This is a genomic window from Microthrixaceae bacterium (assembly GCA_023957975.1).
Classification (GTDB): domain Bacteria; phylum Actinomycetota; class Acidimicrobiia; order Acidimicrobiales; family Microtrichaceae; genus JAMLGM01.
In genome coordinates this window covers 117,231-143,879 of sequence record JAMLGM010000008.1, presented here as the reverse complement: position 1 = coordinate 143,879, position 26,649 = coordinate 117,231, and the positions used below count along the sequence as shown (strand labels likewise).

Here is a 26,649-nt window from a genome sequence, read left to right as displayed (position 1 = left end):
CTCGAGGTCGGGTCAACAATCTACCGAGCCGGCCGCACCGTCACGCGGCCGCACCGTCACGCCGGCCGTACCGTGAGACCGGCCGCGCTCATCGCCGCCTTCGCCTCGGCGACGGTGAACTCACCGAAATGGAAGATCGATGCCGCCAGCACCGCATCGGCCCCGCCGAGGGTCACTCCCTCGACGAGATGCTGCAGGGTTCCCACGCCGCCCGAGGCGATCACCGGAACGTTCACCAGATCGCTCACCGCCCGCGTCACGGCGAGGTCGAAGCCGTCGCGGGTGCCGTCGCGGTCCATCGAGGTCAACAGGATCTCGCCGCAGCCCAACTCCACGATGCGTTGCACCCACTCCAGCACGTCGATACCGGTCGGGGTTCGACCGCCGTGCACGTACACCTCGAAACCCGACGGGGTCTGGTCGCTCGAACGCGAGTCGACGGCCACCACGGCGCACTGAGAGCCGAACTCCGCCGCGATGTCGCTGATCAGCTCGGGGCGCTCGACCGCAGCGGTGTTCGACGACACCTTGTCGGCCCCGGCGCGCAGCATGCGTCGGGCGTCGTCGACGGTGCGGATCCCACCCCCGACGGTGAAGGGGATGAACACCTCCTCGGCCACGTGGCGGACCATCTCCAACGTCGTCTCGCGCCCATCCGAGCTGGCCGTGATGTCGAGAAACACCAGCTCATCCGCGCCTTCGAGGTCGTAACGCGCCGCGAGCTCGACCGGGTCGCCGGCGTCGCGCAGGTCGACGAAGTTGGTTCCCTTCACGACACGACCACGGTCGACATCGAGACACGGTATGACCCGCGACACGTTCACGCCGCACCTCCATCGCCGCGACCCACGGCCTCAACGCGACCCACGGCCTCAACGCGACCCACGGCCTCGAGCGCCTCGACCAGGGTGAATGCCCCCTCATAGAGCGCCCGTCCCATGATCGCCCCGCCGAGCCCGAGTTCGCCGACGCGCATCGCGGCGAGCGACTCAAGATGGGCGACGGTTCCCACTCCCCCCGAGGCAATGACCTCGGGCGCCTGGGCTCCGAAGGGCTCCATCGCTGCGAGCACCGACGTGAGCTGTTCGATCGACGGACCCTCGAGGGTGCCGTCCCGCGCGATCTCGGTGACGACGAACGCCGAGGCACCGACATCGGCGAACCGCGTCGCCACCTCGATCAGGTTCAGCCCCGAGGACACCTCCCAGCCGTGCGAGGCCAGGTCGGTCCCGCGGGCGTCGAGGCCGACGGCCACCGGCTGACGGGCCGCCACGGCCGCCACGAGATCGGGGTTTTCGAGCGCCGCGGTGCCGATCACGACCCGAGCCACGCCGGCCTGAGCGAGCGCGGCGGCCGCCTCGACCGACCGCACCCCTCCCCCGGACTGCACCGGAACCTCCACCGCCGCGCAGATGGCGGCGATGACTTCGCGGTTGGTGGCGTCTCCCGAGCGGGCAGCGTCGAGGTCGACCACGTGGATCCACGGGGCGCCGGCATCCGCGAACTGGCGAGCCTGGCTCACCGGGTCGTCGCCGTAGTGGGTTTCTCGGTCGTAGTCGCCCTGGTACAGCCGCACACAGCGGCCGCCGCGCAGGTCGATGGCGGGATACAACTTCATGGCCTGTGCCTCATCAGGGTCGGGGATGGCGTCACGTCGCTGCGGATCACGTCGCTGAGGATCAGGCGATCGTTGATCGGCGGGGCTCGGCCCAGCGCAGAAAGTTCGACAAGATCGCCAAACCGGTGGCGGCGGATTTCTCGGGGTGGAACTGGGTCGCCCAGACATTGTCTCGGGCAACCGCGGCACCGACGGTCGCTCCGTACTCACACGTTGCCACAGTATCGGCATCGACGGTGGCGAAATAGCTGTGCACGAAATACACCCACGGGTCCTCGAGGCCGACAAAAATCGGATGGTCGGCCACGGTCGGCGTCAAACGGTTCCACTGCATCTGTGGCCGCTTCACGGTGGGCGGCAACAGCGAGATCGTCGAGTCGAACACGCCCAGGCCCGAATGGTCGGGCGACTCCTCGCTGCCCGCATACAGCAGCTGCATGCCCACGCAGATGCCGATGAAGGGCATCTCGGCGGCGATGGCGCCGAGCGCCACCCGGTCGAGCCCCGACCCCACGAGCGCGTCGACACACGCGCCGAAGGCACCCACCCCGGGCAGGGCCACCGCATCGGCCGCCTCCACCTCTGCCGGATCGGCGGTGAGTCGGGCCTCGGCGCCGACGTGTTCGAACGCCTTCTGGGCCGAACGCAGGTTGCCGATGCCGTAGTCGAGGACCGCCAGCTTCACAGCACGCCCTTGGTGGAGGGCAACTGGTCGCCTTCCACTCGCACCGCGTCGCGCAGGGCACGCGCCACCCCCTTGAAGGTGGCCTCGATGATGTGATGCGCCGTGACCCCACCCTTGCTGGTGACGTGCAACGTGACGGCCGAGGAGTCGGCCAACGATCGGAAGAAGTGCTCGGTCATCTCCGGGTTGAACGGCGGGTTGCCGAGCGGCAGGATCTCGCCGAAGGTCACATTCCAGACGAGATAGGGACGGCCCGACAGGTCGAGGGCCACCTCGATGAGCGCCTCGTCGAGCGGATAGAGCCCCGACGCGAACCGTCGCACCCCGGCCTTGTCGCCGAGAGCCTCGCGCAGCACCTCACCGAGGAGAATGCCGGTGTCCTCGACGGTGTGATGGCCATCGACGTGCAGATCGCCCTCGGCGCGCACGGAGAGGTCGAACCCACCGTGGCGGCCGATCTGGTCGAGCATGTGGTCGAAGAACGGGATGCCGGTGGACACGTCGACGACCCCGGTGCCGTCGAGGTTCAACTCGATCGTGATGTCGGTTTCCTTGGTGGTTCGGCTGCGGCGGGCCGTGCGTGGGGCCGTGCGCGCCGGCCTGGGATCGGGGCTCATGGGATCGGTGCTCATGGGGTCGGGGTCTCCAGAATCTCGGCGAGGGCGTCGAGGAACGCCGTGTTCTCCTCGGCGGTTCCCAGGGTCAGGCGCAGGCAGTCATCGAGCCGCGGCCACGACGCACAGTTGCGAACAAGGATCGAACGGTCGACCAAGTCCTGCCATACCTGCGCGCCCGAACGGTGCCGTGGCCGAAACAGGATGAAGTTCGCACCCGATTCCCACTGATCGACGTCGAGGTCCGCGAGCGCCGACTGCACCCGACCGCGTTCCTCCACGAGGGCGGCGACACGGGCCGACATGTCGTCGAGGTAGTCGAGGGCCAACAGTCCGGCGATCTGCTTCGAGGCGTCGAGGTGATACGGCAACACGACCTTGTCGAGTTCGGCCACGAGCCAAGACGGCGCCAGCGCGTAGCCGAGCCGGGCAGCCGCCATCGACCAGGTCTTGGAGTAGGTGCGGGTGACGACGAGGTTGCGGTCCTCGCTCAGCAATTCCTTCGCCGACCACGGCGCGAACTGCCCGTAGGCCTCGTCGACGATGAGGAGCCCGTCGACCGCCTCCACCAGTTCGAGCACCCGTCGAATCGTCGCCTCCGATTCGAACCGCCCGGTCGGATTGTTCGGCGAGCACAGAAACGTCACCGCTGGACGGTGGCGGGCTATGAGCGTTTCGACCACATCGAGGTCGAGTTCGAACTCGTCGGTGCGCTCCCCTTCGACCACCGCCGTGCCGGCAATCCGACTGAGGTGGCTGTGTAACGCATAGGTCGGCTCGAAGGTGAGCGCGGTTCGCCCCGGACCGCCGTAGGTCAACAGCACGGTCTGCAGCACCTCATTGGAGCCGTTGGCGGCGAAGACCTGATCGGCCTCGACGCCCTCGACCTCGGCGATGCGAGCACGCAGTGCCGAAGCGCTGCGGCTCGGGTAGCGGTGCCACTCGATCGACCCGATGGCCTCGGCCAGGCGCCGGGTGAACTCCGGGGGCGGCGGTTGCGGGGCCTCGTTGGTGTTGAGCCGGATGCTCACGTCGAGTTGGGGCGAGTGGTACCCCTCCATCATCGCGACGTCGTCGCGTACCTTCGGCCGGCTCATGGCCGCTCCCCCGCTTGCGCCGCGTTCGGGTGCGTCGCGTTCGGGTTCACCGCGGCGGCCGCTTCCAGGCGCATCCGAGCGCTCAGCGCGTGGGCGTCGAGCCCCTCCGCGGAGGCGAGCACGTCGACCACCGGAGCCAACGCCGCCGATTGCTCGGCGGTGAAGGTGATGACGTGGTGGTGCTTTTGGAAGTCGGCCACGGTGAGCGCCGAGCTGAACCGGGCGGTTCCGTCGGTGGGCAGCACATGGCTCGGCCCGGCGACGTAGTCACCCATCGACGCGGGCGACCAGGGACCACAGAAAATGGCCCCGGCGTTGCGCACCAGGCCCACGAGCGCCTCGGGATCGGCGGTCATGATCTGCAGGTGTTCCGGTGCGATGGCATTGGCGACCTCCATCGCCTGTTCGGCGTCTCGGCACAGCACCGCGTAGCCGGCCGTGGCGAGGGTTGACACGATCTCGTCGCGCCGCGGCGACGCCTCGGTGATGCGTTCCACCTCGGCGCTGACGGCATCGGCCACCGCCTCGTCCCAGGTCACCAGCCAGGCGAGCCCGTCGGGGCCGTGTTCTGCCTGGACGACGACGTCGACCGCGGCGAAGGCCGCCGGAGCGGACGAGTCGGCGACGACGACGATTTCGGAGGGACCGGCGAAGGCCGATGCGATTCCGGTCACGCCGGCAACCTCGCGCTTGGCGATGGCGACGTACTTGTTTCCCGGCCCGCAGATCACGTCGACCGCCGCGATCGTGTCGGTTCCGTAGGCCATCGCGGCGATCGCCTGTGCCCCGCCGACCGCATAGACCTCGTCGACCCCGGCCACGAGACACGCCGCGAGGGTCACGTCGGTGACCGCACCAGTGGTGCGATCGGGTGGAACGCACACGACGACCGAACCCACTCCCGCGACCTTGGCCGGAATCGCCGTCATCAGCACCGTGGAGGGGTAGGCCGCCCGGCCTCCGGGGACATAGCAGCCGGCCCGGTCGACCGCGACGTTGAACGACCGGATGTATCCGCCGTCGCCATAGGTCGTCTCGCCGTGGACCTGGGTGCGGTGGAAGGCCTCGATGCGCCCGGCCGCCACGGCGAGCGCCTCGCGTACCTCCGCCGGAGTGCGCTCAAATGCGGCGGTCAGCTGTTCGGCGCTCACCCGCACCGACTCCATCTCGATGCCGTCGAACTCCCTGGTGAATCGCAGCAGCGCCTCATCGCCCTGCTCCCGTACGGCGGCGAGGATCGAGCGAACGGCGGCTACGGGTTCGTCACCGGCCACCTCTGGACGGGGAAGGTGGGCGATCACGTCTCGGTCGACGTGACGCAGGTCGAGGCGATTCAACACGGCTCCAACGCTACCGGTTGAGCGCGACCCCCCTCGAATGGGTTTGGCTCGCTGCTAGACACGTCGCCATGAGTTCCTCGGCCGACCTGGCATCTGTCGCTTCCACCCTCGAACAATTGATGGCCCGCGTCGGCGGGGCGGTCGACGAGTTCACCGGTACTGCGGATGAGGACGTGAGCATCGCACTCATGGACGTCGAGCGGTCGTTGCGCAGCGCGAACCGACGCCTCGACCGGCTGGTGAAGGAACTGCGTCGCCGCGGCCTCTAGCCCACCGGCCGTCACATCTGGTCGATTGCGGCAGGCAAAATCACCTTCGAGCAAAAATGCGACCGGCGCCTCCTGATGGGGCGCCGGTCGGGCGAAACGGGTGGCGGGATCCCATTATCGCCTTCTCCGGATGGCGGACATCCGGAGCGGTTAAAACCGTACTGCCAACCCCGAAACTTGTCGAGTCAAGCGGCAATTATTCCTATGTGACGTTTGTCACATAGGAATGAAACCTAAGAAAAACGCCTTACGCCAGACCCCCGGAATTCTGGGGTTTTGTCACTGCACACTGCCGACACATTTTCTCCGCGTACGCTGACACCATGACCAAATCGCCCCCATTTGACCGCCCCCCGCAGGAGCCGGATCCCAGCGCGATTCGAGCCCTCGCCGAGCGCTTCGGCGGGGAGGTCGACCACCACGAAGGCCACGAGCGCGCGTGGGTCATGTGCCCGCCCGCAGACCTCGATTCGGTGCTCACCGCGGCGGCCGAACTCGACCTTCGCCACACCCGCACCCTCCTGCAGATGAGCGTCGCTCTACCGGTCGCCGACCCCGCCCCAACTCGTCCGATCGCCACGCGTCCCTTCGAGTTCGAACGCGACCACGAAGCGTGGCTCCGGGTGAACAACGCCGCGTTCGCCTGGCACCCGGATCAGGGGAACAAAACCACCGCCGATCTCGAGACCACCATCGCCGAACCGTGGTTCGACCCAGAGGGGTTCCGGATCCTCGACCTCGACGAAACCATGGCCGGGTTCTGTTGGACGAAGATCCATTCCCAGGAATCGCCGCCGCTGGGCGAGATCTTCGTGATCGCCGTCGCCCCCGAGTTCGCCGGGCGCGGCCTCGGGCGGGCCCTCACCCTCGACGGGCTCGACTGGATGGCCCGCCAGCGGCACCTGACCGCAGCGATGCTCTATGTCGAAGCCGACAACACCGCCGCGCTGCGCACGTACGAACAGATCGGATTCGAGGTCGTAGCGACACGAGTAGCGTTCGAACCAGCCGCTTCGCCGAATCTCTTATGACCGCACCCACCACGCTCCCCGGCACCACGCTCCCCGGCCGCTTCCAGGTGAGCCGCGACGACCTGGCGGCCCTCCTCGAGGGGCAGCCGGCCTACCGGGTGGATCAGGTCTGGAAGGGGTTCTACGAACAGTTCCGTTCCGTCGACGAGTTGACCACCCTGCCCAAGGCGCTGCGCTCGACCCTGTCCGAGCGCCTCCGCGACAGCCTCGAACTCGTCACCGAGTCGGTCAGCGAGAACGGCGACACCACCAAGTTCCTGTGGCGCCTCCACGACGGAGCGACGGTCGAAACCGTGCTGATGCTGTACCCCGACCGGGCGACGGTGTGCATCTCCACCCAGGCCGGATGCGCGATGGCGTGCCAGTTCTGCGCAACCGGGCAGGCGGGGTTCGAACGCCACCTCGACGTGGGCGAGGTCGTGGAACAGGTTATTCGGGCCGCCCGGGTCGCCGCCGACGCGGCGACGCCACGGCGAATCTCCAACATCGTGTTCATGGGCATGGGCGAACCGCTTGCCAACTATGACGTGACGTGGGCGGTGGTCGAGCGACTCCACGGCGACGTCGGCATCTCGGCCCGGCACCTCACGATCTCGACCGTCGGCATCGTCCCCGGCATCCGACGACTCACCCTCGAGTCGCTACCGGTGAACCTGGCGGTTTCCCTTCACGCCGCGAACGACACGCTTCGAGACGAACTCGTGCCCATCAACAGGCGTTACCCGCTGGAGGTGTTGGCGCAGGCGTGCGCCGAGTACCTGGCGGTCAAAAGCCGGCGGTTGAGCTTCGAGTGGGCGATGATCGACGGGGTCAACGACACCGAACGCGACGCCCGGGAACTGGCGGCCTACGCCACGTCGCTTCGAGCACACGTCAACCTCATCCCGCTCAACCCGACCCCCGGATACCCCACCGTCGGCTCGCCCATGCGGCGCGTCCGCGAGTTCCGGGACCGACTCGATTCCCTCGGAGCGAACGCCACCATCCGCCAGAACCGCGGCACCGAAATCGACGCAGCCTGCGGGCAACTTCGCAACGTTCATCGCAGCCGCGGCACCGCCAAGGTCGCCACACCGGTGTCGCTGGCACAAGATCGCGGCGTTTCGCTGCCAGAATGACCTCGTGTTTCGCTTCGCTCCTCAGCGCTACGGCAACGACGGCTGGTTTCGAGTCGGCTCCGTCGACGTCACTACCACCATCTTGGTCCTCGGCGTGTCGGTCCTGTCACTGTTCCTCACCGCGATCAGCCAGGCGACGTTCTTCGACCCCTACTCGCTCAACGGACATCAGGTCCGATCGGGTCAGGTCTGGAGGATCGCGACGTGGCCGTTCGCGAACTTCCCCAACATCTGGTTCATCCTCTCGGCGTTCATCTTCTTCATGCTCGGCACCCAACTTGAGGGCGACGTCGGCCGTAAGCGCTTCGCATGGATGCTGGCGATCCTCACCGTCGTTCCGGGCATCGTCGGCGTGCTGTACCCGGTGGGTTGGGGAATCTCCGGAGCGTCGCTCCACACCGGAGCGGAGGCGTTCGGCCTGTCGAATCTGACGACCGGCCTCCTGGTGATCTTCGCGCTGCGTTTCCCCTTCGCCCGGTCCTTGCTCAACATCCCGTTGTGGGTGCTGTTGGCCGTGTTCGAGACGATCTACGCCCTGCAGATCATCGCGGAACGCGACTGGGCGATGCTGGTCTTCTTCCTCGCCTCGCTCGCCGTCGCGGCGCTCATCGCCCGGGCCTTCGATCTCACCGAGTTTCACCAGATCCCCAAACTGCCGCTGCCGGGGTTCGTCAGCGGCGACCCGTACGCCAAAACCAACCGATCCCGGGCCCGCAAGAACAAACAGCAGGCCGGCTCGTCCACGTCCAGAGGCAACTCAACCGGCAGGCCGACCGGCAAGGGCCGTTCGCCGGGTTCACCGTTCGCCAGATCCACCCCCGCAGAGGTCATTCCGCTGAGGCCCGAGCCGCGCCTGAGCCGCGAGGCACAAGCCGAACTCGACACGCTGCTCGACAAGATCAGCGAAGGCGGCATGGACAGCCTCACCGTCGATGAGCGCGCTCGTCTCGACGAGCTCAGCCGGACCCTCCGCGGCGAGTAGCGGCCTTGGGTGCGGGTGCGTAAGAATCTGCGCCATGACAACGGAGATCACCGGCATTGAGGGCTTGAAGTCCCTCGAAGGAAAGCACCTCGGATACAGCGACTACCTCGAGGTCACCCAGGAACGCGTCAACCAGTTCGCCGAGGCGACGGGCGACCATCAGTGGATCCACGTCGATCCCGAACGCGCCAAGGACGGCCCCTTCGGCGGCACGATCGCACACGGCTACCTCACCTTGTCGCTCGGCCCGATGCTCGCACCTCAGGTCATGAAGATGGGCGGCTTCAAGATGGCCGTCAACTACGGCTGTGGCAAGGTTCGCTTCCCGAGCCCGGTTCCGGTCGGCGCCAACCTCCGCCTCGGCATCGAGGTCACCCAGGTCGAGGACCTCGGCGAAGGCGCCGCGCAGTGCACCTTCCTGTACACCTTCGAGACCGAGGGCTCGTCGAAGCCGAGTTGCGTCTCCGAGGTCATCATCCGCGTCTACGAGTAGGCCAGACTGCCGAGTAGGCGCTCAGGCCGACTGGGCCAGACTGCTCACCCGTTCACACTCACCCGTTCGCCCCCGGCGAGCGGGTGAGTCGCGCCCAGGCCGCTCCAGGTCCTGAGGCACGAGTTGGTAGGCGTGGAGACGCCGAGGTGCGCCTTCATTTGATACCGCTGACCGGGAATCTGGCTATCGGGCGTCTTCGCGGCGGCAGCGGTGATCTGGTGGACTAGCACTAGAACGCGTGCGTTCGACTGCGCGTCGCACGTCGAGGTCGGGGGTGCTGGCGAAATCGTAGTGAGTCTGGGTGATCTCGAGGCCTGCGCGGCCGGCTGCATACTCGGCCTCCCCACTACTTCAAACGAGTAGCTCGGCCTCACAATCGCCTTTCGATAACGGGCTCTTCGGATTTGAGCGGGGTTTGGGGTCCGCGGGCGCGGGACAGGGGCTCACCAGAATCGGTGGTTCTAACGCCGTCGATGATGGAGAGCCCCTGTGGAATGCAACCCTACGCGCATGTGCGAGCTGCTGGTCGGTTTGGGTGAGGTGAACGTTCTCGGTGTCGATGACCGGCCGGGCGGGCCGATCATCGTGAAGGTCGAGTCGAGGCTCGATGAACAGGCATGGTGTCGTCGCTGCGGGACGCGAGGCTCAATCAAGGACCGCGACGATGTGGTGCTGGTGGACCTGCCGTGTTTCGGTCGTCCAGCACGACTGGTGTGGCGCAAACAACGATGGTGCTGCCGTGAGACGCTCTGCCCGACAAGATCGTGGACGGTGCAGGACGCCAGGATTGCTGTGCCGCGTTGACTGACCGCGCCGGGAGGTGGGCGACGGTCCAGGTTGGCCGTCTGGGTCGAGCGGTCAGCGATGTGGCAGCGGAACTGGGGTGTGATAGCCACACCGTGAACGACGCGGTCGTCGCGTACGGTGAGGCGTTGTTGAAGGCGGACACCGGGCGGGTCGGCGAGGTTGAGGCATTGGGGTTGGACGAAACGTTGTTCGTCCGTTTGGGGGAACGGCACCACAAGCAGTGGGCCACCTCGATCGTTGATGTCGGCGGTGCGGGGCGTCACCCGAAACTGGTCGAGGTGATCGAGGGGCGGACCGCCGTCAAGGTCAGCGGTTGGATCGACGCCCGCCCCGAGGCGTGGCGAGAAGCGATCCGTTTCGGGGTGTTGGATATGTCGGGCCCGTACCGCAAGACGTTCAACGACAGTCTCAGCCATGTCACCCAGGTTGCCGACCCGTTCCACGTGCACAAGCACGCGAACGCCAAGCTGGATGAGTGTCGGCGGCGGGTGCAGAACGAAACGCTCGGCCACCGGGGCCGCAAAGACGATCCGTTGTACCGGTCACGCCGCTTGTTGACCAAAGCCCACGATCGCCTTGATGAGGCGGGCGAAGCGAAGCTGTTGAGCCTGTTGGAGGCGGGCGACCCCAACGGCGAGGTCCGCATGTGTTGGCACGCCAAAGAGACGGTCCGCAGCCTGTATCGCATCGACGACCCCGGCGACGTCGAGGCTTTCATCGACGACATGTCCGACGCCGACATGCCGCCCGAAGTCCGTGCTCTGGTCGGAACGCTGCGACGTTGGCGCGACCAGATTGTTGCGTGGCACCGCTCCAAAGTGACCAACGGTCCGACCGAAAGGATGAACAACTTGATCAAACGGGTGAAGCGTGTCGGGTTCGGTCTGCGCCGGTTCCGGAACTACCGGGTTCGGGTACTGCTGTACGCGGGTCGACCGGACTGGGACCTGCTGGGTGGCGTCACCCCGGAGATGACGCCGAACGCGGTCAGCATATCCTGACGACCGCCGCCACCCTCGTCAGGATATGCTGACAGGCGTCACCCAGGCCGACGGCTTGCTGCGGTCGGCGGAGGTGGCGTTCGTCGGTGCACTCGTCCACCGCTTCCCCGTTCTCTTGCCGCTCCTGCAGGAGCACCTCGATGACTACGACGGGTTGCTCCCGCACGTCTTCCTTGGTGACGTGACTCGGTGGGTTCTTGGGCACATCGAGTCGCCAGCCGATTCGGAGGTAGGGGCTGTACTGGTGTTCTTCGAAGCGTGCTTCGCGCAGGGCGGCGAACATGAACGCGAGCTGATCTCGGTTTCGTTCTTGGAGAATCTGCCTCGGCGAGGTGAGCCGGGTGCAGCGCTGAGGGATCAGCTTGGGCCGGACCTGCTGCGACAGCTGGACCAGATCGGATGATCGTCCGCCGGTCGCTTCTGTTCGTTGTCGGGCTCCTGCTCGCCCTCGATCTGGGCGTTCTGTCAACATCGGCTGCAGCGGCACCGGCCGGAGAACGCACAGCCGCCCCCTACGACTACGACACGTCAGGTGCCGCACGTACGTCCGCTGGCGTTCGACCCTCTGCTGAAGAGGCTCTCGCCCAGGCCTTCGAAGGCGTGGACGGCATCGCTGCGTCGACCGTCGCGGCCCATCGTGCAACTACGACCCCATGTCGCGCACAGGTACCCCAAGAGGAACAGGCGTAGCCGATGACTGGTGGTGGGCGTCGAATGTGGGGCCGAATTGGCCGGGAACGCTGGTACCGGAGAGCTTCGACCTGTCGGTAGCTGGTCAGAAGTTCTCGGTGCATCCAAACGCGACCAAACACATGGCTGTGAATCGCCCTGCCGGCGTCAACACAACCAAAAACCTCACCAACGCCAAAAGCTCCTTGGACGACCTTCTGCCGGTGCAGCCGTCTGGAGCGCTGAGGTCGGTTGGCTGGGCTCTACGGGAGGGTCACGCCCGGGAACCTGACCGAGCAACTTGCGATGACTGAGGTTCGTGCGGCACCTGCAGGTGTACGCGTGCGGGTGACCATGACCGACGCTCGGTGGCCGGCCGCCGAGGGCTGGGTGAAGATGGCCCAGAACGTCAACGGCGTCGAGATGTACTACGTCCGAAACAACATCACCGGCGCCGTCGACGACTTCACGTTCACGAGCGCCGGATGAAACTCACGTGCGCCTTCAACAGGTCGTCTGCGCTGCCTGATGAGCAACGCGGCCGCATGGCCGACTTCGAAGAGACGTACCCGCTGACCGTCGGCGCCGAGTACGTCGTGGCAGGCATGGGTCTTTGGGAAAGCGTGCTGTTCGCCTTGGTTCGCGACGACTGGGGAAAGCCGTGCACCCCACCGTTGGCGCTGTTCGAGCCGGGCTCGGACGAGATGCCCGACGGTTGGCGGTTCGCGCTGTACCCCGGCATCCGGGCGACGGGCCGGGAGCTCTGGGTGCAGCCATGCGGCGCGCTGTGGGGGTACGCCGAGCTTGTCGAAGATGAGGATCACCTCGGGGCGCTTGCGGAACGCGATTCGCAAGCGCTGGCGATCTTCGTGCGTGAATACGCCCGTCGAGTTGCAGAACTCAATTGACGTTCCGTCGGTTTGCGCCCTTGCTGGTCTTCGTCCTTGCCGTGTTGTTCCTCGCCGGCACGACGACGGCCGCAGCGGCACAGGCATCTACGACGGGTTCATTCTCGGGACGTGTTCAAATCAACGGAACGACCAGCGACTGCCGCTCGGTACTCACCGAAACTGTGGCATCACCTGGGTCGCGAAGAGTTCCAACGTCTCGGTGTCGGGAAGATCCGCAATCCACGGCACCACTCCACCGAGGCCGAGGCGCTGGTAGGCCTCAAGCTTCTCGACAACCTGCTCGGGGGTCCCGATGAGGTTACCTTCGACCCAACTGTCATACGGCTCACCCCACGCCCCCATCGATTCGATCGGCAAGTCGGACTCGGACTCGCGTACGAGCAACGACGGCGACCAGGTCTTGACGATTTCGTCGTAGTCGCGACCGACCTCGGCACAATGCGCTTTGAGCACCTCGCACTTGTGCGCCCACTCGTCGAGCTTTCCTCCGAAATTCGAGCGGTCCGCATGCCTGGCGACGATGCGCAACGTCACACGCTCCCCACCCCCACCGATCCAGATCGGCGGCAACTTCTGTAACGGCTTCGGATCGCACTGTGCCCCACGAACGGAATGGATTCGACCGTCATAGGTCGCCTCCGGCTCGGTCCACATGAGCTTGGTGATTTCCACGGCCTCCTTGAGCGACTGGAGTCGATCGCGGTTGTCGGGATAGTCGTACCCGTAGGCCTCGAACTCCTGTTGATACCAACCCGCCCCCACACCGAAATCGAGGCGGCCGCCGCTGACCACATCGAGGGTGGCCGTGATCTTTGCCGTGAGTGCCGGGTTTCGATACGGGGCACAGCTCACCATCTGACCGAGACGCACGCGCTCGGTGACCTGGCTGACCGCTGCGAGGGTCGTCCAGCATTCGAAAACCGCTTCGTTCGCCGGCACGGGGACGTTGTGGACGTGGTCGTACACCCAGATCGAGTCGTAGCCGAGTTCGTCGGCCAGTCTCGCGACGCGCATCGTCGCTGCCCATTTGTCCTGGTCGTCGGGAATCCCCGCGAGTTCCATCTTCCAACCCTGCGGTATGAACGTTCCGAAGATCATGGCGCCACCCTACGACCCGGGGTCATGTCCGAACCGTCCGGGCCTTGATTCCCGAGCATTTTCAACCTCCGGGGCTTGGCTGTCGGGGGTTCCGTTTAGTATCAAACGCATGTTCGAGGGCTTCGACAGCGAACTGAATAGCCTGGGTTCCGGGATCGACGATGTTGCGGTGTTGTTCGAACTGCAACGCCGTTTGGATCTGCACATGATCGACGCGTTGGGCGAACTGGACGCTGTTGGGATGACCGACATCGTCGAGGGCCTGTCCACCAAAGCCTGGGTGTCCAAGACGGCTCGTTGTTCCGGTGTGACCGCGGCGCGTCGGGTGTCGGTCGCTCGGGCGGTTCGGCGCCGGTATCGGCCCGACGTGTTGGACCGGCTCCGCTCCGGTGTTGCGGGGTTTGATCATCTGGTGGTGATCGGCCGGTGGTCGAACCCGCGTATCGAACCCACCTGGTCCGACAACGCCGGGCCCATGTTGGATCTGGCCGAGCATTTGACGTTCGCGAAATGGGAAAAGGTCATCGCCGCGTTGGCACGCCTCGTCGACACCGACGGCACCGAACCCGCCCCACCAGCAGAAGAGTCCTGGCTCGACCTACGCGACATTCACGGCCCCGACGGTGTCATCGGCGTAGAGGTCGTCGGAGAGTTCTTCGGCGACTACGCCGAGGTTGTACGCCAGGCCATCACCGACGCCACCGCACGTCACCGTAAACAGGTCCGCAACGACGCCGAACAATTCGGCGGGTCACCGACGACGTCAGAATCCCAGTTGCGGGCGAAAGCGTTGATGGACCTGTGCCGGTTCGGCACCCAGTTCACCCTGTCGGGTAACTACCGGCCAGGAACCGCCGAAGTCACCATCATCCTGCAAGCCGACGAACACGGCCAACCACGCGCCTATTCACCTACGGGTGATCCACTCACCGCCGACGTGATCGAACGGATGATGTGTGACCCAGAACTCCGCGCCGTCCTGTCGGACTCGCTCGGCCAACCGCTCGATGTTGGCCATAGCGTCCGGTTAGCCACCGACGCGCAACGCGCCGCACTCGCAGCGCGTGACGGGGGGTGTTGTTTTCCCGGCTGTGAAGCACCCGCACAACAGACCGAAGCCCACCATGTTCGCCATCACCGCAACGGCGGCTCCACCGCGGTGAACAACCTGGCGTGTCTGTGCCGACACCACCACGGACTGGTGCACCGCGTCGGATGGGCCATGCACATCACCACCGACGGATGGACCCTCTACACCCACCCCTGTGGCATCACTATCTGGGGGCAACAACACGGGGTACAACGCCAAGGCCCCATCCCCGAAGAACTCGCGGCAGAACCCGAACCACCCGCCCGACCGAAGGTGAAAGTCCGCGGCGGAACCGTCGATTTGGCCGAAGCGATCGCCACCATCCGACACCGCTACGACCGCATGGCCGCCACCCCCAACACCCGCATGTACCGACCCCACGACGCCCGCAGGTCAGCCTCCAGCCGAGGCTCAGGTGGGACCGGACGAACCGGAGGAGCGACGAGGGCCAGGCGAGCCACCGCCGGGCAACTCTCCCTCACCCCAGCACGACCACCCCAACCACCGATACGCCAATGAACCGGCGCCGCCCGAAACGACTCACGAACCCCTCAACACGGGCCCCCTAAACAGCGACCCCTCATCAGGGGCCCTTGGCGCGCACACGAACGGCGCGCACACGAACGGCGCGCACGCAAACCGGCTGACTCCCGTGGGCTGTAGGGATGCAGGGTTCGTGCCGATAGATCGATGTGCCGCCTTTTCGCCGTTCGCCATCTCGCCAGCCGCTCTCCCAGCAGTCTGTAGCTCACCCGCCGTCAGCCCAACAGTCATCAGTCCAGCCGCCGTCAGCCCAGCAGTCGCCAGTGTCCCATCCGACAGCGGCCCAACCGAATGCCGACGCTGTCGTGTCGTTGCGGCACGTGACGCATCGATTCGGCGAAGTCACTGCCCTCAACTCGCTGTCCTTCGATGTCCCCTCGGGCGGCATCACCGTCCTGCTCGGGCCCAACGGGGCCGGCAAGACCACCGCCATCCGAGCGATCACCGGCGCGATCTCTCCATCTGGAACGATCCGAACGTTCGGTATCGACCCTCGCGTCGACGGCGACAGCGTGCGTCCGCGCTGCGGAGTCGTCAGCGCGAAGCCGGCGTTGTATGACCGTCTAAGCGGACGAGACAACCTTGAGTACGCGGCAGAGCTCTACGGCGTCGCCCGGGGTGACATCGACTCGCGCGTCTCTGAGTCCGCAGAGCGCTTCGGCATCACCCATGCCCTCGACCACCTCGTCGGCGGCTATTCCACCGGGATGAAGACTCGTCTCGCGCTGGCCCGCGCCGTGCTACATCGCCCCGAATTGTTGCTCTTCGACGAGCCAACCTCGGGCCTCGACCCGGAATCCTCGGCCGCGGTCCTCGACCTCATCCGGGAGATGACCTCCCTCGGCATCACCGTCGTGATGTGCACCCACCTCCTCTCCGAAGCCGAAGGGCTCGCCGATCACATCGTCATCCTCGAAACCGGTAGCTGCGTATGTGAAGGGCCCACCGCTCAACTCACCCGACGCTTCTGGCCCCATGACACCGTCGTGTTCGACGCCGTCGCACCCGACCAACTCGACCGAATCGCCACCTGGCCTGGCGTCGTCGGATACGACCGTGCCGACCTCGCCCGGGTACAGCTCGACGACATCGGCCGCATCCCGGCCATCGTCTCCTCGCTCGTCGCCGACGGGGTTCAGCTCACGCGGGTCGAGCCGGTGGTTCCCACTCTCGAACAGCTCTACTTCGCCGTCCGCAGCGGCCGCGGGCAGGACCGTTTCGGCCGCCCCGCAGCCCCCACCGCAGCCCCCACCGCAGCACCCGCTCACGCCGCCAACCCCGCCCGTGCCCATGCCAATGCCCTGGCCGGCTCTGCCTCCCAAGGAGGTCGACGATGACCGCGACCAACATGACGACTACACCGATCACTCGGCCGAGATTCAGCGGCCACCGAATGTGGGTCGTCGCCCGCACTGAACTCAAACAGCTCGCCGGCGCCAAGGACTACTGGATCCCGATGGCGCTGCTGGGCTCATTGTTCTTCATCGTGCTGCCCGCGATCCTGTTACTCACCGTGTCGTCGTGGGGTGACACCGAGGTCGTCACTCAGGTCTCCCAGTCGCTGCGGGTGCTGCCGAAGTCGGCGCAGGCGCAGATCTCGCGCATCGACGAGGGCGGCCAAACCCTCTACGCGCTGTCGGTGTTCCTGTTCGCCCCCGTGGCGGTCATCGTGCCGATCACGATCTCCACCGCGGTCGGCGCCGCCACCATCGTCGGCGAACGAGAGCGAGGCACGGGCGAATTCCTCGCCCACTCCCCCGCCTCGGCCCGCGAAATCTACCTCGGCAAGCTCATCGCCAGCTTTGTTCCGGGCTACCTCACCACCCTGGTGGGATTCGGGTGTTACTCGGTGCTGGTCAACACGATCGCCGGTCCCGCCGTCGGAGGCTGGTTCTTCCCCACGGCCCAATGGTGGGTCATGGTGCTGTGGATCATCCCCCCGTTCCTCGCGCTGACCTTGTCGCTGGTGCTTCGGCTCTCGGCGACGGTTCGATCGACCGCTGCAGCCCAACAGGCCTCCGGCCTCATCAGCCTGCCGTTGATCGGTATCGCCTACGGGCAGTCATCCGGGGCGGTGTTCGGGCAGACCAACGCCGGCATCTGGGTCGGGGCCATCGCCTGGGCGTTCGCGGTTGTGAGCCTCACCCGCGGCGTACGTTCGGTCACGCGGGCACGCCTCCTCGGGGTCGCCAACGAGGCATAACACCCCCGGTAGCCGCCTCGCCCGCACTCGACCTTTCAAGAACTCGACCGCTCAAGTACTCGACCGCTCCAGAAGGGTGCAATACAACTCGGTGATCATCGCTGCCGGGTCGGCATCGGGGGTCGGTTCCGTGACGTACACCTCCCACGACACCTCACCCGGGTGCTCACCCTGCGACATGACCCAGCCGATCATCTCGGGCCACGCAGCGGAGAGGAGGTCGTATCCGCCCCGAAGCGTTGCCGTCGCGACACGACCCGCCGGCAGCTCACCAGCCACAACGCCGTCCTCACCAACCGAGACCTCCGAAGCCCCTTCGTAAGGCTCTGAAACGGCGAAACCCGCCTCGATGTCAACGGTGTCGGTGGGATGTGAGTTGTAACGGGCAAAGGCAGGTCCCGCCGGCACTACCCCCGCAGCGTGAATTGCGGCGGGTACGGCAGTGAACACCCTGTCGAAGAACGAAGTGATGTCGGCAAAGGCGACTGTGCCTTTCACGACCGCTGTATGAACCCGGCCGACCTCAATGATTCGCTTCTCGCTCAGCACGTCCATACGCGCAATCATTCCACAACAACTCAGTGCGGCCCAGTGCAACTCAGTGCGGCTCACTGCGACCCAGTGCGAACCGAACTCGCCAGAGCATCGAGCATCTCGGCGAGCGGCTGATACCCCGAACCGGGACCGATCGAGCGATGGATGGCGGCGATGCAACCCTCGGCGTCGACGATCACCACGGTGCGGCGATACAGATCCAACAACCCCAACACCGCGTAATCGGCACCGACGCTACGGTCGATATCGCTGAGGAGCGGAAACGCGAACCCCCCGTGCGCCGCCGCGAATCGGCGGTGGCTCTGCGGGTCCTGCGGCGAAATCGCCACGAGTGCCGCGCCCGACTCCGCCAGCAGACCGACGTGTTCGGTATAGCTCTTGAGCTGCGCGGTACACACCGGTGTGTCATCCGCCGGGTAGAACGCCAACACCAGCGGAGCTCCTTCGAAGTCCGACAGCGACCACTCGCCGAGATCCCCGGTGCGCCCGTCGATGCCCTCCAGCGAGAACGGCGGAGCGGCTTCGCCGACGCGCAACTCCCCCGGCTCCCCCGAGACGCCGGGCTCCCCCGAACCGCCGGGCTCCCCGGGCGCTCCAGGCTCCCCAGCGTGCCCCGACCGTGACGTGCTCACGGGATCACCCCGCCAACTCGGCGAGGATTTCCTCGGAAATATCGAAGTTGGAGTAGACCTCCTGCACATCGTCGTGGTCGTCGAGCGCCTCGATCACCTTCAACACGGCCTGGGCGGCCGACAACGTATCGATGGTGATCGTGGACGACGGCAGCATCGTCAGGTCGCTCGACTTCGGAGCAAACCCACCCGCCTCGAGCTCCGTTCCCACCGTGTGCAGCTCCGACGGAGGCGTCACCACGTTCCAGTCGTCGCCGTTGCGGGAGATGTCCTCGGCCCCGGCCTCGAGCGCAACGAGCATCAGCTCCTCCTCGTCCGCGGATCCGTCGATGACGATGAGCCCCTTGCGTTCGAACTGCCACGACACCGCACCCGGCTCGGCAATCGACCCACCGTTCTTCGAAAACGTCGTACGAATTTCGGGTCCGGTCCGATTTCGGTTGTCGGTCAGCGCTTCGACGTACACCGCCACCCCGCCGGGGGCGTACCCCTCATAGGACACCTCTTGGTAATCGACGCCCTCAAGTTCGCCGGTGCCGCGCTTGACGGCGCGTTCGATCGTGTCGAGCGGCACCGAGGCCGCCCGGGCCTTCTGGAACATGGTGCGCAACGTCGGGTTGGAATCGACGTCGCCGCCGCCCTGTCGAGCCGCCACTTCAACCTGCTTGATGAGCTTTGCGAACTGCTTACCTCTCGCCTTGTCCGCTGCGCCCTTCTTGTGCTTGATGGTTGCCCACTTGGAATGGCCTGACATGGCAGTTCTCCTACTCGCCGAGTACGGACAGAAAATAGCGGTGCAGACGGTCATCTTCACCAAGTTCTGGATGAAAAGTCGTTGCAATGACGCGACCTTGGCGAACCACGACGGGCTGGTCGCGAGCGCTCGCAAGCACCTCGACCCCCTCCCCGCAGCGCTCGATCACGGGGGCCCGGATGAACGTGGCGTGGAACGGGTCTTCGAACCCGCGGATGGCCAGGTCGGTCTCGAAGGAGTCGATCTGTCGACCGTAACCATTGCGCCGCACGTCGATGTCGAGGCCGCTGAAGCAGCGTTGGTCCGCTCGGCCATCCGCGATGTGGTGCGACAAAAGGATCGCCCCGGCACAGGTCCCGAACGCCGCCATCCCGTCGGCGAGCCGCTCGGCGATGGCGTCGAAGATCCCGAGCGAGATCGTCAGCTTCGACATCGTGGTCGACTCACCCCCGGGCAACACGAGCCCGTCGATGCCTTCGAGATGGCGAACCTGGCGAACCTCGACGGTATCGACGCCGAGGCGCCGGAACACCTCGCGGTGCGCTGCAAACGCCCCCTGGACCGCCAACACGCCGATCCGAGGACCGGAACCGTGTCGGTGGTCCGGCGACTGGGTCGTGGCGATGGGCTACCAGCCCCGATCGGCGAACGTGGTCTCGAGCCCACCGATTTCGAGACCGGGCATCGACTTGCCGAGACCGCGTGAGACCTTGGTGAGGATTTCAGGGTCGGCGTAATTGGTCGTCGCCTCGACGATGGCCTGAGCCATGAGCGACGGGTTCTCCGACTTGAAGATGCCGGAACCGACGAACACCGCCTCGGCACCGAGTTGCATGACCAACGACGCATCCGCCGGGGTCGCGATGCCACCCGCACAGAACATCGGCACCGGCAACTTGCCGGTGTCGTGGATCTCCTGCACGAGCCCGAGGGGCGCACGCAACTGCTTCGCCCACTCGAACTGCTCGGCCTCATCGGCCTGGGTGATCTTTCGAATGTCGCCGAGGATCTGACGCAGGTGGCGCACCGCCTCGACGATGTTGCCCGTGCCCGCCTCGCCCTTCGAGCGAATCATGCACGCACCTTCGGAAATGCGCCGAAGTGCCTCGCCCAGGTTGGTGGCCCCGCACACGAACGGCACCTCAAAGGCCCACTTGTCGATGTGGTGCACCTCATCGGCCGGGGTGAGCACCTCGGACTCGTCGATGTAGTCGACACCGAGGTGCTGCAGGATCTGCGCCTCGGCGAAGTGGCCGATCCGAGCCTTGGCCATCACCGGAATCGTGACCGCCGCCTTGATCTCCTCGATCATCTGCGGGTCGCTCATCCGCGCCACTCCACCGTCGCGTCGGATGTCGGAGGGCACCCGCTCGAGCGCCATGACCGACGAGGCTCCGGCGTCTTCGGCGATCTTGGCCTCCTCGGCGTTGACCACGTCCATGATGACGCCGCCCTTCAGCATCTCCGCGAGCCCGCGCTTGACGCGCACGGTGCCGCGAACCGACGACGGGGAGTCATGTTCTGTCATGGCCCGAATCCTAGCGACCCCTCGCCCGCCGCCCGAAAACAGCACCGCTGCGAGGGCTATTTCAACGCACCCGCGGCGGCCTCGTCGAGCACTGAGGTCGTGTGTCCTTCGGTCAATTCGACCCAGGTGCGACCCGGATACAGCTTCAACGGCTGGCCGTCGAGGGTCGTCAGGGTCATCCCGGTGATCTGGTTGGGGCGGTTCCAAGTCCCCTCGATGATCTTGCCGTCGGCAAACACCTGCACGCGCCCGCTGCCGACGACCTCGGCGGTCGGCGTCTTCTTACCCCCCTTGTAGTCGATCTCCATCACCACGATGTTGGTGGCGTTCACCTGTCCGCCATCGGAGGTCACGTGAGCCGATTTGGCCTGCCAGCGAAGCCATTGGGCCGCCTCCGGGTCCCAGCGCCACGCCGAGGTGGTGTCTCCGACCCTCAGGGTCACCCCGGGCACCGGAATGCCGGTGGCGAGCTGCTCGCCCGCCGCGAGGTACTGAAACACGGGCAACGGCGGACCCTGCCCGGCCTCGGCGTACGCGAACAGCTTCTCCGTGCTGGTGAACAGGTTGTGCGGAGCCTTGTGGTCGGAGGAACGCCAGTAGTCGGAGTTCTTCACCTTGTCCCAGTTCACGTTCACGATCCAGTCGGAGGTGTACATGTCCTTGGTCACGCCGTCATTCGCCCCGGACCACCCAAACAGCGGACGTCCGAGCAAGGCCAGGATCGGCGGATCGGAATAACGGGCCGAGCGAGTCGGACCGACATTTGCAGCATCCTGGGTGTGGAACACCGCCATCAGTCGGCTCGGGCCCTCGACCTTGATCTCGAACACGATGTCGGCCGAGTTCAGCCCCGACTGCGGCATCGCTCCTGCGACGTTGTCGATCTTGATGGCCAACGCCGGACGTTGGAGGAACTGGTTGGTCGCCTCGTCGACGGGCGCGCCGGTCAGCGGAGCGACCGCCACCGGGTCGGGGACCGTGGTCGTCGTGGTCGTGGTGGTGGTGGTCGTGGTGCTGGTGGTCGTTGTCGTGGGAGGCGGATCGTCCTTGCTGGAACATCCAAGGGCCAACGACACGACGGCGAGGGCGCCGGCCGCAGCTCGAAGCCGGCAGCTCGCAGTTCCGCCGCTCACAGTTCTGCCATGAGCATCGAGCGCTGATCGATCGGGGTCGGGGTTCGCAGGAGCCGAACGACCTCGTAGGCGTTGTGTTCGCCGGCGATCGGGGTCAGCGGATCGACCAGCCACAGGTGCGCGGTGCCCAACGTTGCGCTCGCAACGTGGGTGCCCAGCTCGATCATCTTGTCGAACGCGGCGCCGAGGCCCGGGGGATACCGCGTGATGTCGACCGCGCCAAGGTCTCCGAGGAACTCGCGTTGGGTTCCAAATGCCTCGGTCAGCACCCGCACCAACGACTCCGCGGCGCGTGTCTTGCCGGGCAGTTCGGCCGCGTCGACGCCGAGGCCCAACAGCCCGAATGACCGGTTGGCGGCGAGTTGCATCGCCAGTTCGGCATCGTTGGCCCGCAGCCGCACCAGCGCGGCCGCGAACACGCCCTCGAGCTCGATGCGTTCGAGTTGCTCGAGTAACCCTGTCGTAGCGACGACCACACCGGCATCGGCGGGCCCATAGACCGCAAGGTTCAACCCGCTGGAGTCGACCACTCGCAACTCCGGGCGTTGCGCGCCGACGTTGAGGGTCAACCCGTCGATCAGGTTGTAGTAACGCGGATAGTCGTCCTCTGTCGCCGGCCTGGAGTCGACGACCGCGTCCACCTTTGCCTTCGCTCCCTCAGGCACCTTCTTCAGGGTCGCCCAGGCGGCGACACCGCCGATCAACAGCCCGACGATCACCCCGACGGGCCACGAGATCAAGAACCCGATCACCACCGCCGACACCACGAACGACGCCACACCGGCCACGATCGCATGCGGTCGGGCGATCATCGCGATGGCCTTGGAATTGAGGTCGCTGCGTTCGAGCAATGATCGGTGCTGGCCGCGATCCGTTCCGGCGGTCCCGGCGGTCCCAGCGGTTCCGGTGGTCGATTTGGTGGAGTTCGGTGTCATAAGCGTTTCAGAACGAGACGGAGACGTCGCCGCGAGCGTCGCCTTGGGCTTGGAAGTATTCGCGTTGGGTGAACTTGAAGGCGTTGGCGATCAGGTTCGAGGGAAAGGCTTCGATCTTGGTGTTGTAGGCCCGCACGTTGTCGTTGTAGTACTGCCGGGCATACGCGATGCGGTCCTCGGTCGAACTCAACTCGGCCTGCAGCTGCTGAAAGTTCGTGTTGGCCTTCAACTCGGGGTACGCCTCACTCAACGCGAACACGCTCTTGAGCGCTCCGGTGATGGCGTTTTCGGCCTCGGCCTTGTCCGCGATCCCGTTGGTGTTCATCGCCAGGTTTCTGGCCTGCACCACCTTTTCGAGCGTCCCCGACTCGTGCGCCGCATACCCCTTGACCGTCTCGACCAGGTTCGGGATCAACGAGTACCGGCGATTCAGTTGGACGTCGATCTGGGAGTACGCCGACTCGATCTTGTTTCGCAGCCCGACCAGCCCGTTGTAATTGGCGATCAGCAACACCGCGACCAACACGATGAGGATGATCAGAACGATGACAACCCATTTCATGGACGGCTCCTCGACCGGCGACTCGTTGCCGCGCCGCCCCATGATAGGCAACCCGACCCACCCCAGGGGGTGCCGTCGTCAGCGACCGAACAAGGCCCACTGGCGGCCTCGGATCACGCCCGCATGGCCGCTTCGGCGATGACCGCCTCGTACAACACGGTGTAGGCCTCGGCGAGGCGGTCCATCGAAAACCGGTTGGCGCGCCGGCGCCCGTGCTCGCGCAACACCTCGGCCAACGACCGGTCGCGGAGTACCTCCGCGAGCCCCTCGGCGAGCGATCGACTGTCGCCGGTCCGGGTGATGCGCGCCGCAGCAGGCTCGCCGTCGAGCGGGCCGGCAACGCCCACGTATCCGGTGATATCGCTGCACACCACCGGAGCGCCGGCGGCCATCGCCTCCAGCAGAATCACCCCGAAGCTCTCGCCACCGAGCGACGGGGCCACGAAGGCCGCGGCCGCAGCGAGGCGACGGTTGCGTTCCTCGTTGCTGATTCGCCCAAGCCACCGCAGCCGCTTGTCGTCGCGGTACTTCGCCTTGAGCGCAAGCGTTTCGGGCCCCGTCCCGGCGATCCACACCACGACGTCGTCGTCCATCTCCGACAACGCCTCCAACAGCACCCCGAGGCCCTTGCGTTCCTCGTGACGGCCGAGGAAGAACACCGCAGGCTTTCCTTCGTCGCCCGCCTCGTCGGGGCGGTCCCACGGGTCGGCCCCGGCGAACTGATCGATCTCGATCCCGTTGAACAACACGGTCCACGGTTCCGGAATCGATTGGCCGGCGAGGCGTCGGGCCTCCTCGCTCACCGCCACCTTGGCGTCGATTCGACCCCCGACCCACCGGGCGAGGCTGGAAAACGACGAGTACGCGGGTTGGTCTCCGGCGGCGTGGAAGGTGCCGACCACGGGGGCCGGCTTCAGCAACAGTGCGGTCACGGACGGTCCGGGTACGAGCGGTTCGTGCAGGTGCAACACGTCGAAGTTCTCATCCCACAGCATGCGCATCGTGCGGATCTGAGTCGGGGCGTTCGGCGAGATGGGGGCAACCGAGCCGTTGGCGGCGTTCATGACCGACTGCCCAACGACCATGACCCCGCCCTCGGTGGTGGGCCCGTCGGCCGGCGCGATGATCTGCACCACGTGACCGCGGCTTCGCAGCGCCCGCGCCAAACCGAACACCTGACCCTGAACGCCGCCGGGGACGCTCAGGCTGTAGGGACAGACCATTCCGATGTACATGGTCAGCTCAACGTCGGCCGCGGGGCGCCGAGGAGTTCGAAATCGCTCGGCCAGTTCGGCTGCAGAAGGTGCCATTGCTCGGGTGCGCGGCGGATCAGCGTTTCGAGCTCGCCGGCGAGAACCTGCATGAACCGCTGCACGTCGCCGCGAATCGAGACCGCGTCGGGGTCGCGTTCGATCGTGACCGGGGGCCGGACCACGCCGTGAACCCCCTGTTCGGTGAAGTAGACGGCGACCGGAAGCACCGTGGCCCCACCCTTGAGGTGCATCACCGCCGGTCCCGCGGGCAGCGAGGTCCGTTCCCCGAAGAAGTCGACCTCGGGGCCGCTTCCGGTGAGGTCGCGGTCGCTCAACAGACACACGATCTGACGGTCCAACATCGCGCCCACCACCTCGTCGGCGGCGTCGGGGCCGAGCGGGATGATGTTCATGCCGAGCGACTGGCGGAATTTGAGAAACCACTCGAACAACTCGGGGGGCTCGAGGCGTTCGGCCACCGCCGCGAGTTTCCATTGGCGGATTCCGGTGATCCAGAACGCCGCCCACTCCCAACCGCCGAGGTGTGGCAGGGCGAGGATCGGGCCGACGGGGTCGTTGTCCATCGCCGCCTCGAGATGTTCGATCCCCTCGACGGTGAAACCTTCGGCGACCTGACCGAGGTCCATGGCGGGGAGCCGGAACGAGTCGTAGTAGTACCGCGCGTAGCTCTCGTAGGTGGCCTGCACCCGCGTGTTGAGTTCGTTGCGGGTCAGGTCGCGGCCATAGATGCGCCGCAGGTTGCGCTCGATCACCCAGCGTTTGTCGCCACCGCGTACCGTCGCCAGCCGTGCCGCCAACTGAAGCGACGGGTCGACCAGCGCCCGCGGCGCGTTGCGCGACACGACTTCGCCGAGTTGGTACGCGCGAAACGCAGCGGGGCCCTTCAATCGGGAAAGCATGGCGTGATGCTATCGACTACCGACAGGTGCGACCCTGCCGGTCCGTTTGACTACCTCGACTCCGGCGGAGCGAACTCAGCTGCCGCGTCGAGCCTCGGCGCGGGAGCGGGCGGCCGCACGGCGTGCCTCCCAGCGCACCGACGCCGGAGTCTTCGCTGCGGCGCGGGCCTTGCGGCGCGTGCGGGTGGCGCGGGGTTGGATCTGCGGCTTGTCGGCGACCTTCCAAACCTTGACGAAACGCTGCAGCGCGGTCGCCATGTTCAACACGGTCAGCGCAACGAGTACGGGCACCAACAGTGGTTCGATCACGAGCCCGACGCCGAGCAGGATGAAACGTTCGGCGCGTTCGACGAGTCCGCCCTTGGCGTCGAGGCCGAGGGCGTCGGCCTTGGCGCGGATGTACGAGGGCAACATCGCGCTTCCGAGCGCAGCGAAGGCCAACATGGCGGCCCGTGGGTGATAGGCGGGGTTGTCCATGAGGTACCACGCGACACCGCCGAACAGCAGCGCGTCGGTCACGCGGTCACACGTCGAATCGAAGAAGGCCCCACGTTGGCTCGCCGTGCCCGAGGCCTTCGCCACGGCGCCGTCGAGGGTGTCTGGGATTCCGGTGAGTGCGAGGAGCACGACGCCCCAGCCGAGGTGACCGGCGCCGATGGTCACCGCCGCCGCCACCGACATGAAGAGGCCGGCGAAGGTGACCTGGTCTGCGGTGATCCCGGTGTTCTTGACGCTGCGTCCAATGGGTCGCGTCCAGGTCTCGATCGTGCCTCGGAACCGTCCGTCGAGCATGCTCTCTCCTTTAACA

At 66.1% G+C, this 26,649-nt stretch carries 30 protein-coding genes and 1 pseudogene; 12 read left to right on the top strand and 19 right to left on the bottom strand.

Translation table 11 applies throughout. The features are described from left to right. Window positions 1–56: 56 nt before the first annotated feature. The 6 genes from hisF to hisD all read right to left on the bottom strand — a co-directional run bounded on the left by hisF (window position 57) and on the right by hisD (window position 5,354). A complete protein-coding gene (gene hisF / locus M9952_12440) occupies window positions 57–824 on the bottom strand; it encodes an imidazole glycerol phosphate synthase subunit HisF (GenBank protein ID MCO5313731.1) in 768 nt (255 codons plus the stop codon). After that, window positions 821–1,618 carry a 1-(5-phosphoribosyl)-5-[(5-phosphoribosylamino)methylideneamino]imidazole-4-carboxamide isomerase gene (hisA, locus tag M9952_12435; protein MCO5313730.1) on the bottom strand — a complete coding sequence of 266 codons (798 nt, stop codon included), beginning with the start codon at window positions 1,616–1,618 and terminating at the stop codon, window positions 821–823. The genes hisF and hisA overlap by 4 nt, the downstream gene beginning before the upstream one ends. A 61-nt stretch (window positions 1,619–1,679) precedes the next feature. Then, window positions 1,680–2,303 (bottom strand): imidazole glycerol phosphate synthase subunit HisH, encoded by a 624-nt coding sequence (gene hisH, locus M9952_12430; protein ID MCO5313729.1) that lies wholly within the window; start codon window positions 2,301–2,303, stop codon window positions 1,680–1,682. Continuing rightward, complete coding sequence (gene hisB / locus M9952_12425) at window positions 2,300–2,935, bottom strand: imidazoleglycerol-phosphate dehydratase HisB (protein ID MCO5313728.1); 636 nt, start codon at window positions 2,933–2,935, stop codon at window positions 2,300–2,302. Before hisB ends, hisH begins: the two co-directional genes overlap by 4 nt. Then, window positions 2,932–4,014, bottom strand: a complete 1,083-nt coding sequence (gene hisC / locus M9952_12420; GenBank protein ID MCO5313727.1) for a histidinol-phosphate transaminase — start codon at window positions 4,012–4,014, stop codon at window positions 2,932–2,934. The genes hisB and hisC overlap by 4 nt, the downstream gene beginning before the upstream one ends. Beyond that, window positions 4,011–5,354: a histidinol dehydrogenase gene (hisD, locus tag M9952_12415; GenBank protein MCO5313726.1), complete on the bottom strand. Its 1,344-nt coding sequence runs from the start codon at window positions 5,352–5,354 to the stop codon at window positions 4,011–4,013. Before hisD ends, hisC begins: the two co-directional genes overlap by 4 nt. A 68-nt stretch (window positions 5,355–5,422) precedes the next feature. Here hisD and M9952_12410 point away from each other — a divergent pair, with 68 nt between their 5' ends. The 7 genes from M9952_12410 (at window position 5,423) to M9952_12380 (ending at window position 11,055) form a co-directional block, all read left to right on the top strand. Then, window positions 5,423–5,623, top strand: a complete 201-nt coding sequence (locus M9952_12410) for a hypothetical protein (GenBank protein ID MCO5313725.1) — start codon at window positions 5,423–5,425, stop codon at window positions 5,621–5,623. A 323-nt stretch (window positions 5,624–5,946) separates the two neighbouring features. Then, complete coding sequence (gene mshD, locus M9952_12405; protein ID MCO5313724.1) at window positions 5,947–6,654, top strand: mycothiol synthase; 708 nt, start codon at window positions 5,947–5,949, stop codon at window positions 6,652–6,654. Further along, a complete protein-coding gene (gene rlmN, locus M9952_12400) occupies window positions 6,651–7,772 on the top strand; it encodes a 23S rRNA (adenine(2503)-C(2))-methyltransferase RlmN (protein ID MCO5313723.1) in 1,122 nt (373 codons plus the stop codon). The genes mshD and rlmN overlap by 4 nt, the downstream gene beginning before the upstream one ends. A gap of 4 nt (window positions 7,773–7,776) precedes the next feature. Beyond that, on the top strand, window positions 7,777–8,754 hold the full coding sequence (locus M9952_12395) for a rhomboid family intramembrane serine protease (GenBank protein MCO5313722.1): 978 nt from the start codon (window positions 7,777–7,779) through the stop codon (window positions 8,752–8,754). Window positions 8,755–8,788: 34 nt separating this feature from the next. After that, complete coding sequence (locus tag M9952_12390; protein MCO5313721.1) at window positions 8,789–9,247, top strand: MaoC family dehydratase; 459 nt, start codon at window positions 8,789–8,791, stop codon at window positions 9,245–9,247. A gap of 510 nt (window positions 9,248–9,757) precedes the next feature. Further along, window positions 9,758–10,051 (top strand): transposase family protein, encoded by a 294-nt coding sequence (locus M9952_12385; protein MCO5313720.1) that lies wholly within the window; start codon window positions 9,758–9,760, stop codon window positions 10,049–10,051. Between the two features lie 62 nt (window positions 10,052–10,113). Then, window positions 10,114–11,055, top strand: coding sequence for an ISL3 family transposase (locus tag M9952_12380; GenBank protein MCO5313719.1), 942 nt, complete (start codon window positions 10,114–10,116; stop codon window positions 11,053–11,055). On the opposite strand, the gene M9952_12375 is transcribed toward M9952_12380, so the two are convergent. After that, window positions 11,042–11,338, bottom strand: a complete 297-nt coding sequence (locus M9952_12375; protein ID MCO5313718.1) for a hypothetical protein — start codon at window positions 11,336–11,338, stop codon at window positions 11,042–11,044. The two genes, M9952_12380 and M9952_12375, sit on opposite strands and share 14 nt — an antisense overlap. Before the next feature lie 692 nt (window positions 11,339–12,030). Between M9952_12375 and M9952_12370 the strand changes: the two genes are divergently transcribed. Further along, window positions 12,031–12,213 carry a hypothetical protein gene (locus tag M9952_12370; protein MCO5313717.1) on the top strand — a complete coding sequence of 61 codons (183 nt, stop codon included), beginning with the start codon at window positions 12,031–12,033 and terminating at the stop codon, window positions 12,211–12,213. Window positions 12,214–12,269: 56 nt separating this feature from the next. After that, the gene (locus M9952_12365) at window positions 12,270–12,632 is read left to right on the top strand and encodes a hypothetical protein (protein ID MCO5313716.1); all 363 of its coding nucleotides are present in this window, start codon (window positions 12,270–12,272) and stop codon (window positions 12,630–12,632) included. 153 nt (window positions 12,633–12,785) lie between these two features. Here the strand turns inward: M9952_12365 and M9952_12360 are convergent, their stop codons facing one another. After that, window positions 12,786–13,733, bottom strand: coding sequence for a TIGR03560 family F420-dependent LLM class oxidoreductase (locus M9952_12360; protein MCO5313715.1), 948 nt, complete (start codon window positions 13,731–13,733; stop codon window positions 12,786–12,788). Between the two features lie 109 nt (window positions 13,734–13,842). Here M9952_12360 and M9952_12355 point away from each other — a divergent pair, with 109 nt between their 5' ends. The 3 genes and pseudogenes from M9952_12355 (at window position 13,843) to M9952_12345 (ending at window position 17,569) form a co-directional block, all read left to right on the top strand. Further along, window positions 13,843–15,342 carry an HNH endonuclease gene (locus tag M9952_12355; GenBank protein ID MCO5313714.1) on the top strand — a complete coding sequence of 500 codons (1,500 nt, stop codon included), beginning with the start codon at window positions 13,843–13,845 and terminating at the stop codon, window positions 15,340–15,342. Window positions 15,343–15,686: 344 nt separating this feature from the next. Next, window positions 15,687–16,175 (top strand): annotated as a pseudogene (locus tag M9952_12350) (ABC transporter ATP-binding protein). A gap of 524 nt (window positions 16,176–16,699) precedes the next feature. Then, the gene (locus M9952_12345) at window positions 16,700–17,569 is read left to right on the top strand and encodes an ABC transporter permease subunit (GenBank protein ID MCO5313713.1); all 870 of its coding nucleotides are present in this window, start codon (window positions 16,700–16,702) and stop codon (window positions 17,567–17,569) included. 51 nt (window positions 17,570–17,620) lie between these two features. Here M9952_12345 and M9952_12340 read toward each other — a convergent pair whose 3' ends face one another. The 11 genes from M9952_12340 to M9952_12290 form a co-directional block, all read right to left on the bottom strand. Further along, window positions 17,621–18,136, bottom strand: a complete 516-nt coding sequence (locus M9952_12340) for a GyrI-like domain-containing protein (protein MCO5313712.1) — start codon at window positions 18,134–18,136, stop codon at window positions 17,621–17,623. Between the two features lie 41 nt (window positions 18,137–18,177). Next, complete coding sequence (locus M9952_12335) at window positions 18,178–18,756, bottom strand: peroxiredoxin (protein MCO5313711.1); 579 nt, start codon at window positions 18,754–18,756, stop codon at window positions 18,178–18,180. Window positions 18,757–18,760: 4 nt separating this feature from the next. After that, window positions 18,761–19,510, bottom strand: a complete 750-nt coding sequence (locus M9952_12330; protein ID MCO5313710.1) for a YebC/PmpR family DNA-binding transcriptional regulator — start codon at window positions 19,508–19,510, stop codon at window positions 18,761–18,763. A gap of 10 nt (window positions 19,511–19,520) precedes the next feature. Then, window positions 19,521–20,081 (bottom strand): pyridoxal 5'-phosphate synthase glutaminase subunit PdxT, encoded by a 561-nt coding sequence (pdxT, locus tag M9952_12325; GenBank protein ID MCO5313709.1) that lies wholly within the window; start codon window positions 20,079–20,081, stop codon window positions 19,521–19,523. Window positions 20,082–20,138: 57 nt separating this feature from the next. Beyond that, window positions 20,139–21,038: a pyridoxal 5'-phosphate synthase lyase subunit PdxS gene (pdxS, locus tag M9952_12320; GenBank protein MCO5313708.1), complete on the bottom strand. Its 900-nt coding sequence runs from the start codon at window positions 21,036–21,038 to the stop codon at window positions 20,139–20,141. A 56-nt stretch (window positions 21,039–21,094) separates the two neighbouring features. Continuing rightward, window positions 21,095–22,171: a DUF3048 domain-containing protein gene (locus M9952_12315; protein MCO5313707.1), complete on the bottom strand. Its 1,077-nt coding sequence runs from the start codon at window positions 22,169–22,171 to the stop codon at window positions 21,095–21,097. Continuing rightward, complete coding sequence (locus M9952_12310) at window positions 22,168–23,106, bottom strand: hypothetical protein (protein MCO5313706.1); 939 nt, start codon at window positions 23,104–23,106, stop codon at window positions 22,168–22,170. The genes M9952_12315 and M9952_12310 overlap by 4 nt, the downstream gene beginning before the upstream one ends. 7 nt (window positions 23,107–23,113) lie before the next feature. Further along, window positions 23,114–23,668 carry a LemA family protein gene (locus tag M9952_12305; protein MCO5313705.1) on the bottom strand — a complete coding sequence of 185 codons (555 nt, stop codon included), beginning with the start codon at window positions 23,666–23,668 and terminating at the stop codon, window positions 23,114–23,116. Between the two features lie 113 nt (window positions 23,669–23,781). Then, the gene (locus M9952_12300; GenBank protein ID MCO5313704.1) at window positions 23,782–24,903 is read right to left on the bottom strand and encodes a glycosyltransferase family 4 protein; all 1,122 of its coding nucleotides are present in this window, start codon (window positions 24,901–24,903) and stop codon (window positions 23,782–23,784) included. A gap of 2 nt (window positions 24,904–24,905) precedes the next feature. After that, window positions 24,906–25,841 (bottom strand): phosphatidylinositol mannoside acyltransferase, encoded by a 936-nt coding sequence (locus M9952_12295; protein MCO5313703.1) that lies wholly within the window; start codon window positions 25,839–25,841, stop codon window positions 24,906–24,908. 75 nt (window positions 25,842–25,916) lie between these two features. After that, window positions 25,917–26,633 carry a CDP-alcohol phosphatidyltransferase family protein gene (locus tag M9952_12290; protein ID MCO5313702.1) on the bottom strand — a complete coding sequence of 239 codons (717 nt, stop codon included), beginning with the start codon at window positions 26,631–26,633 and terminating at the stop codon, window positions 25,917–25,919. Window positions 26,634–26,649 lie beyond the last annotated feature (16 nt).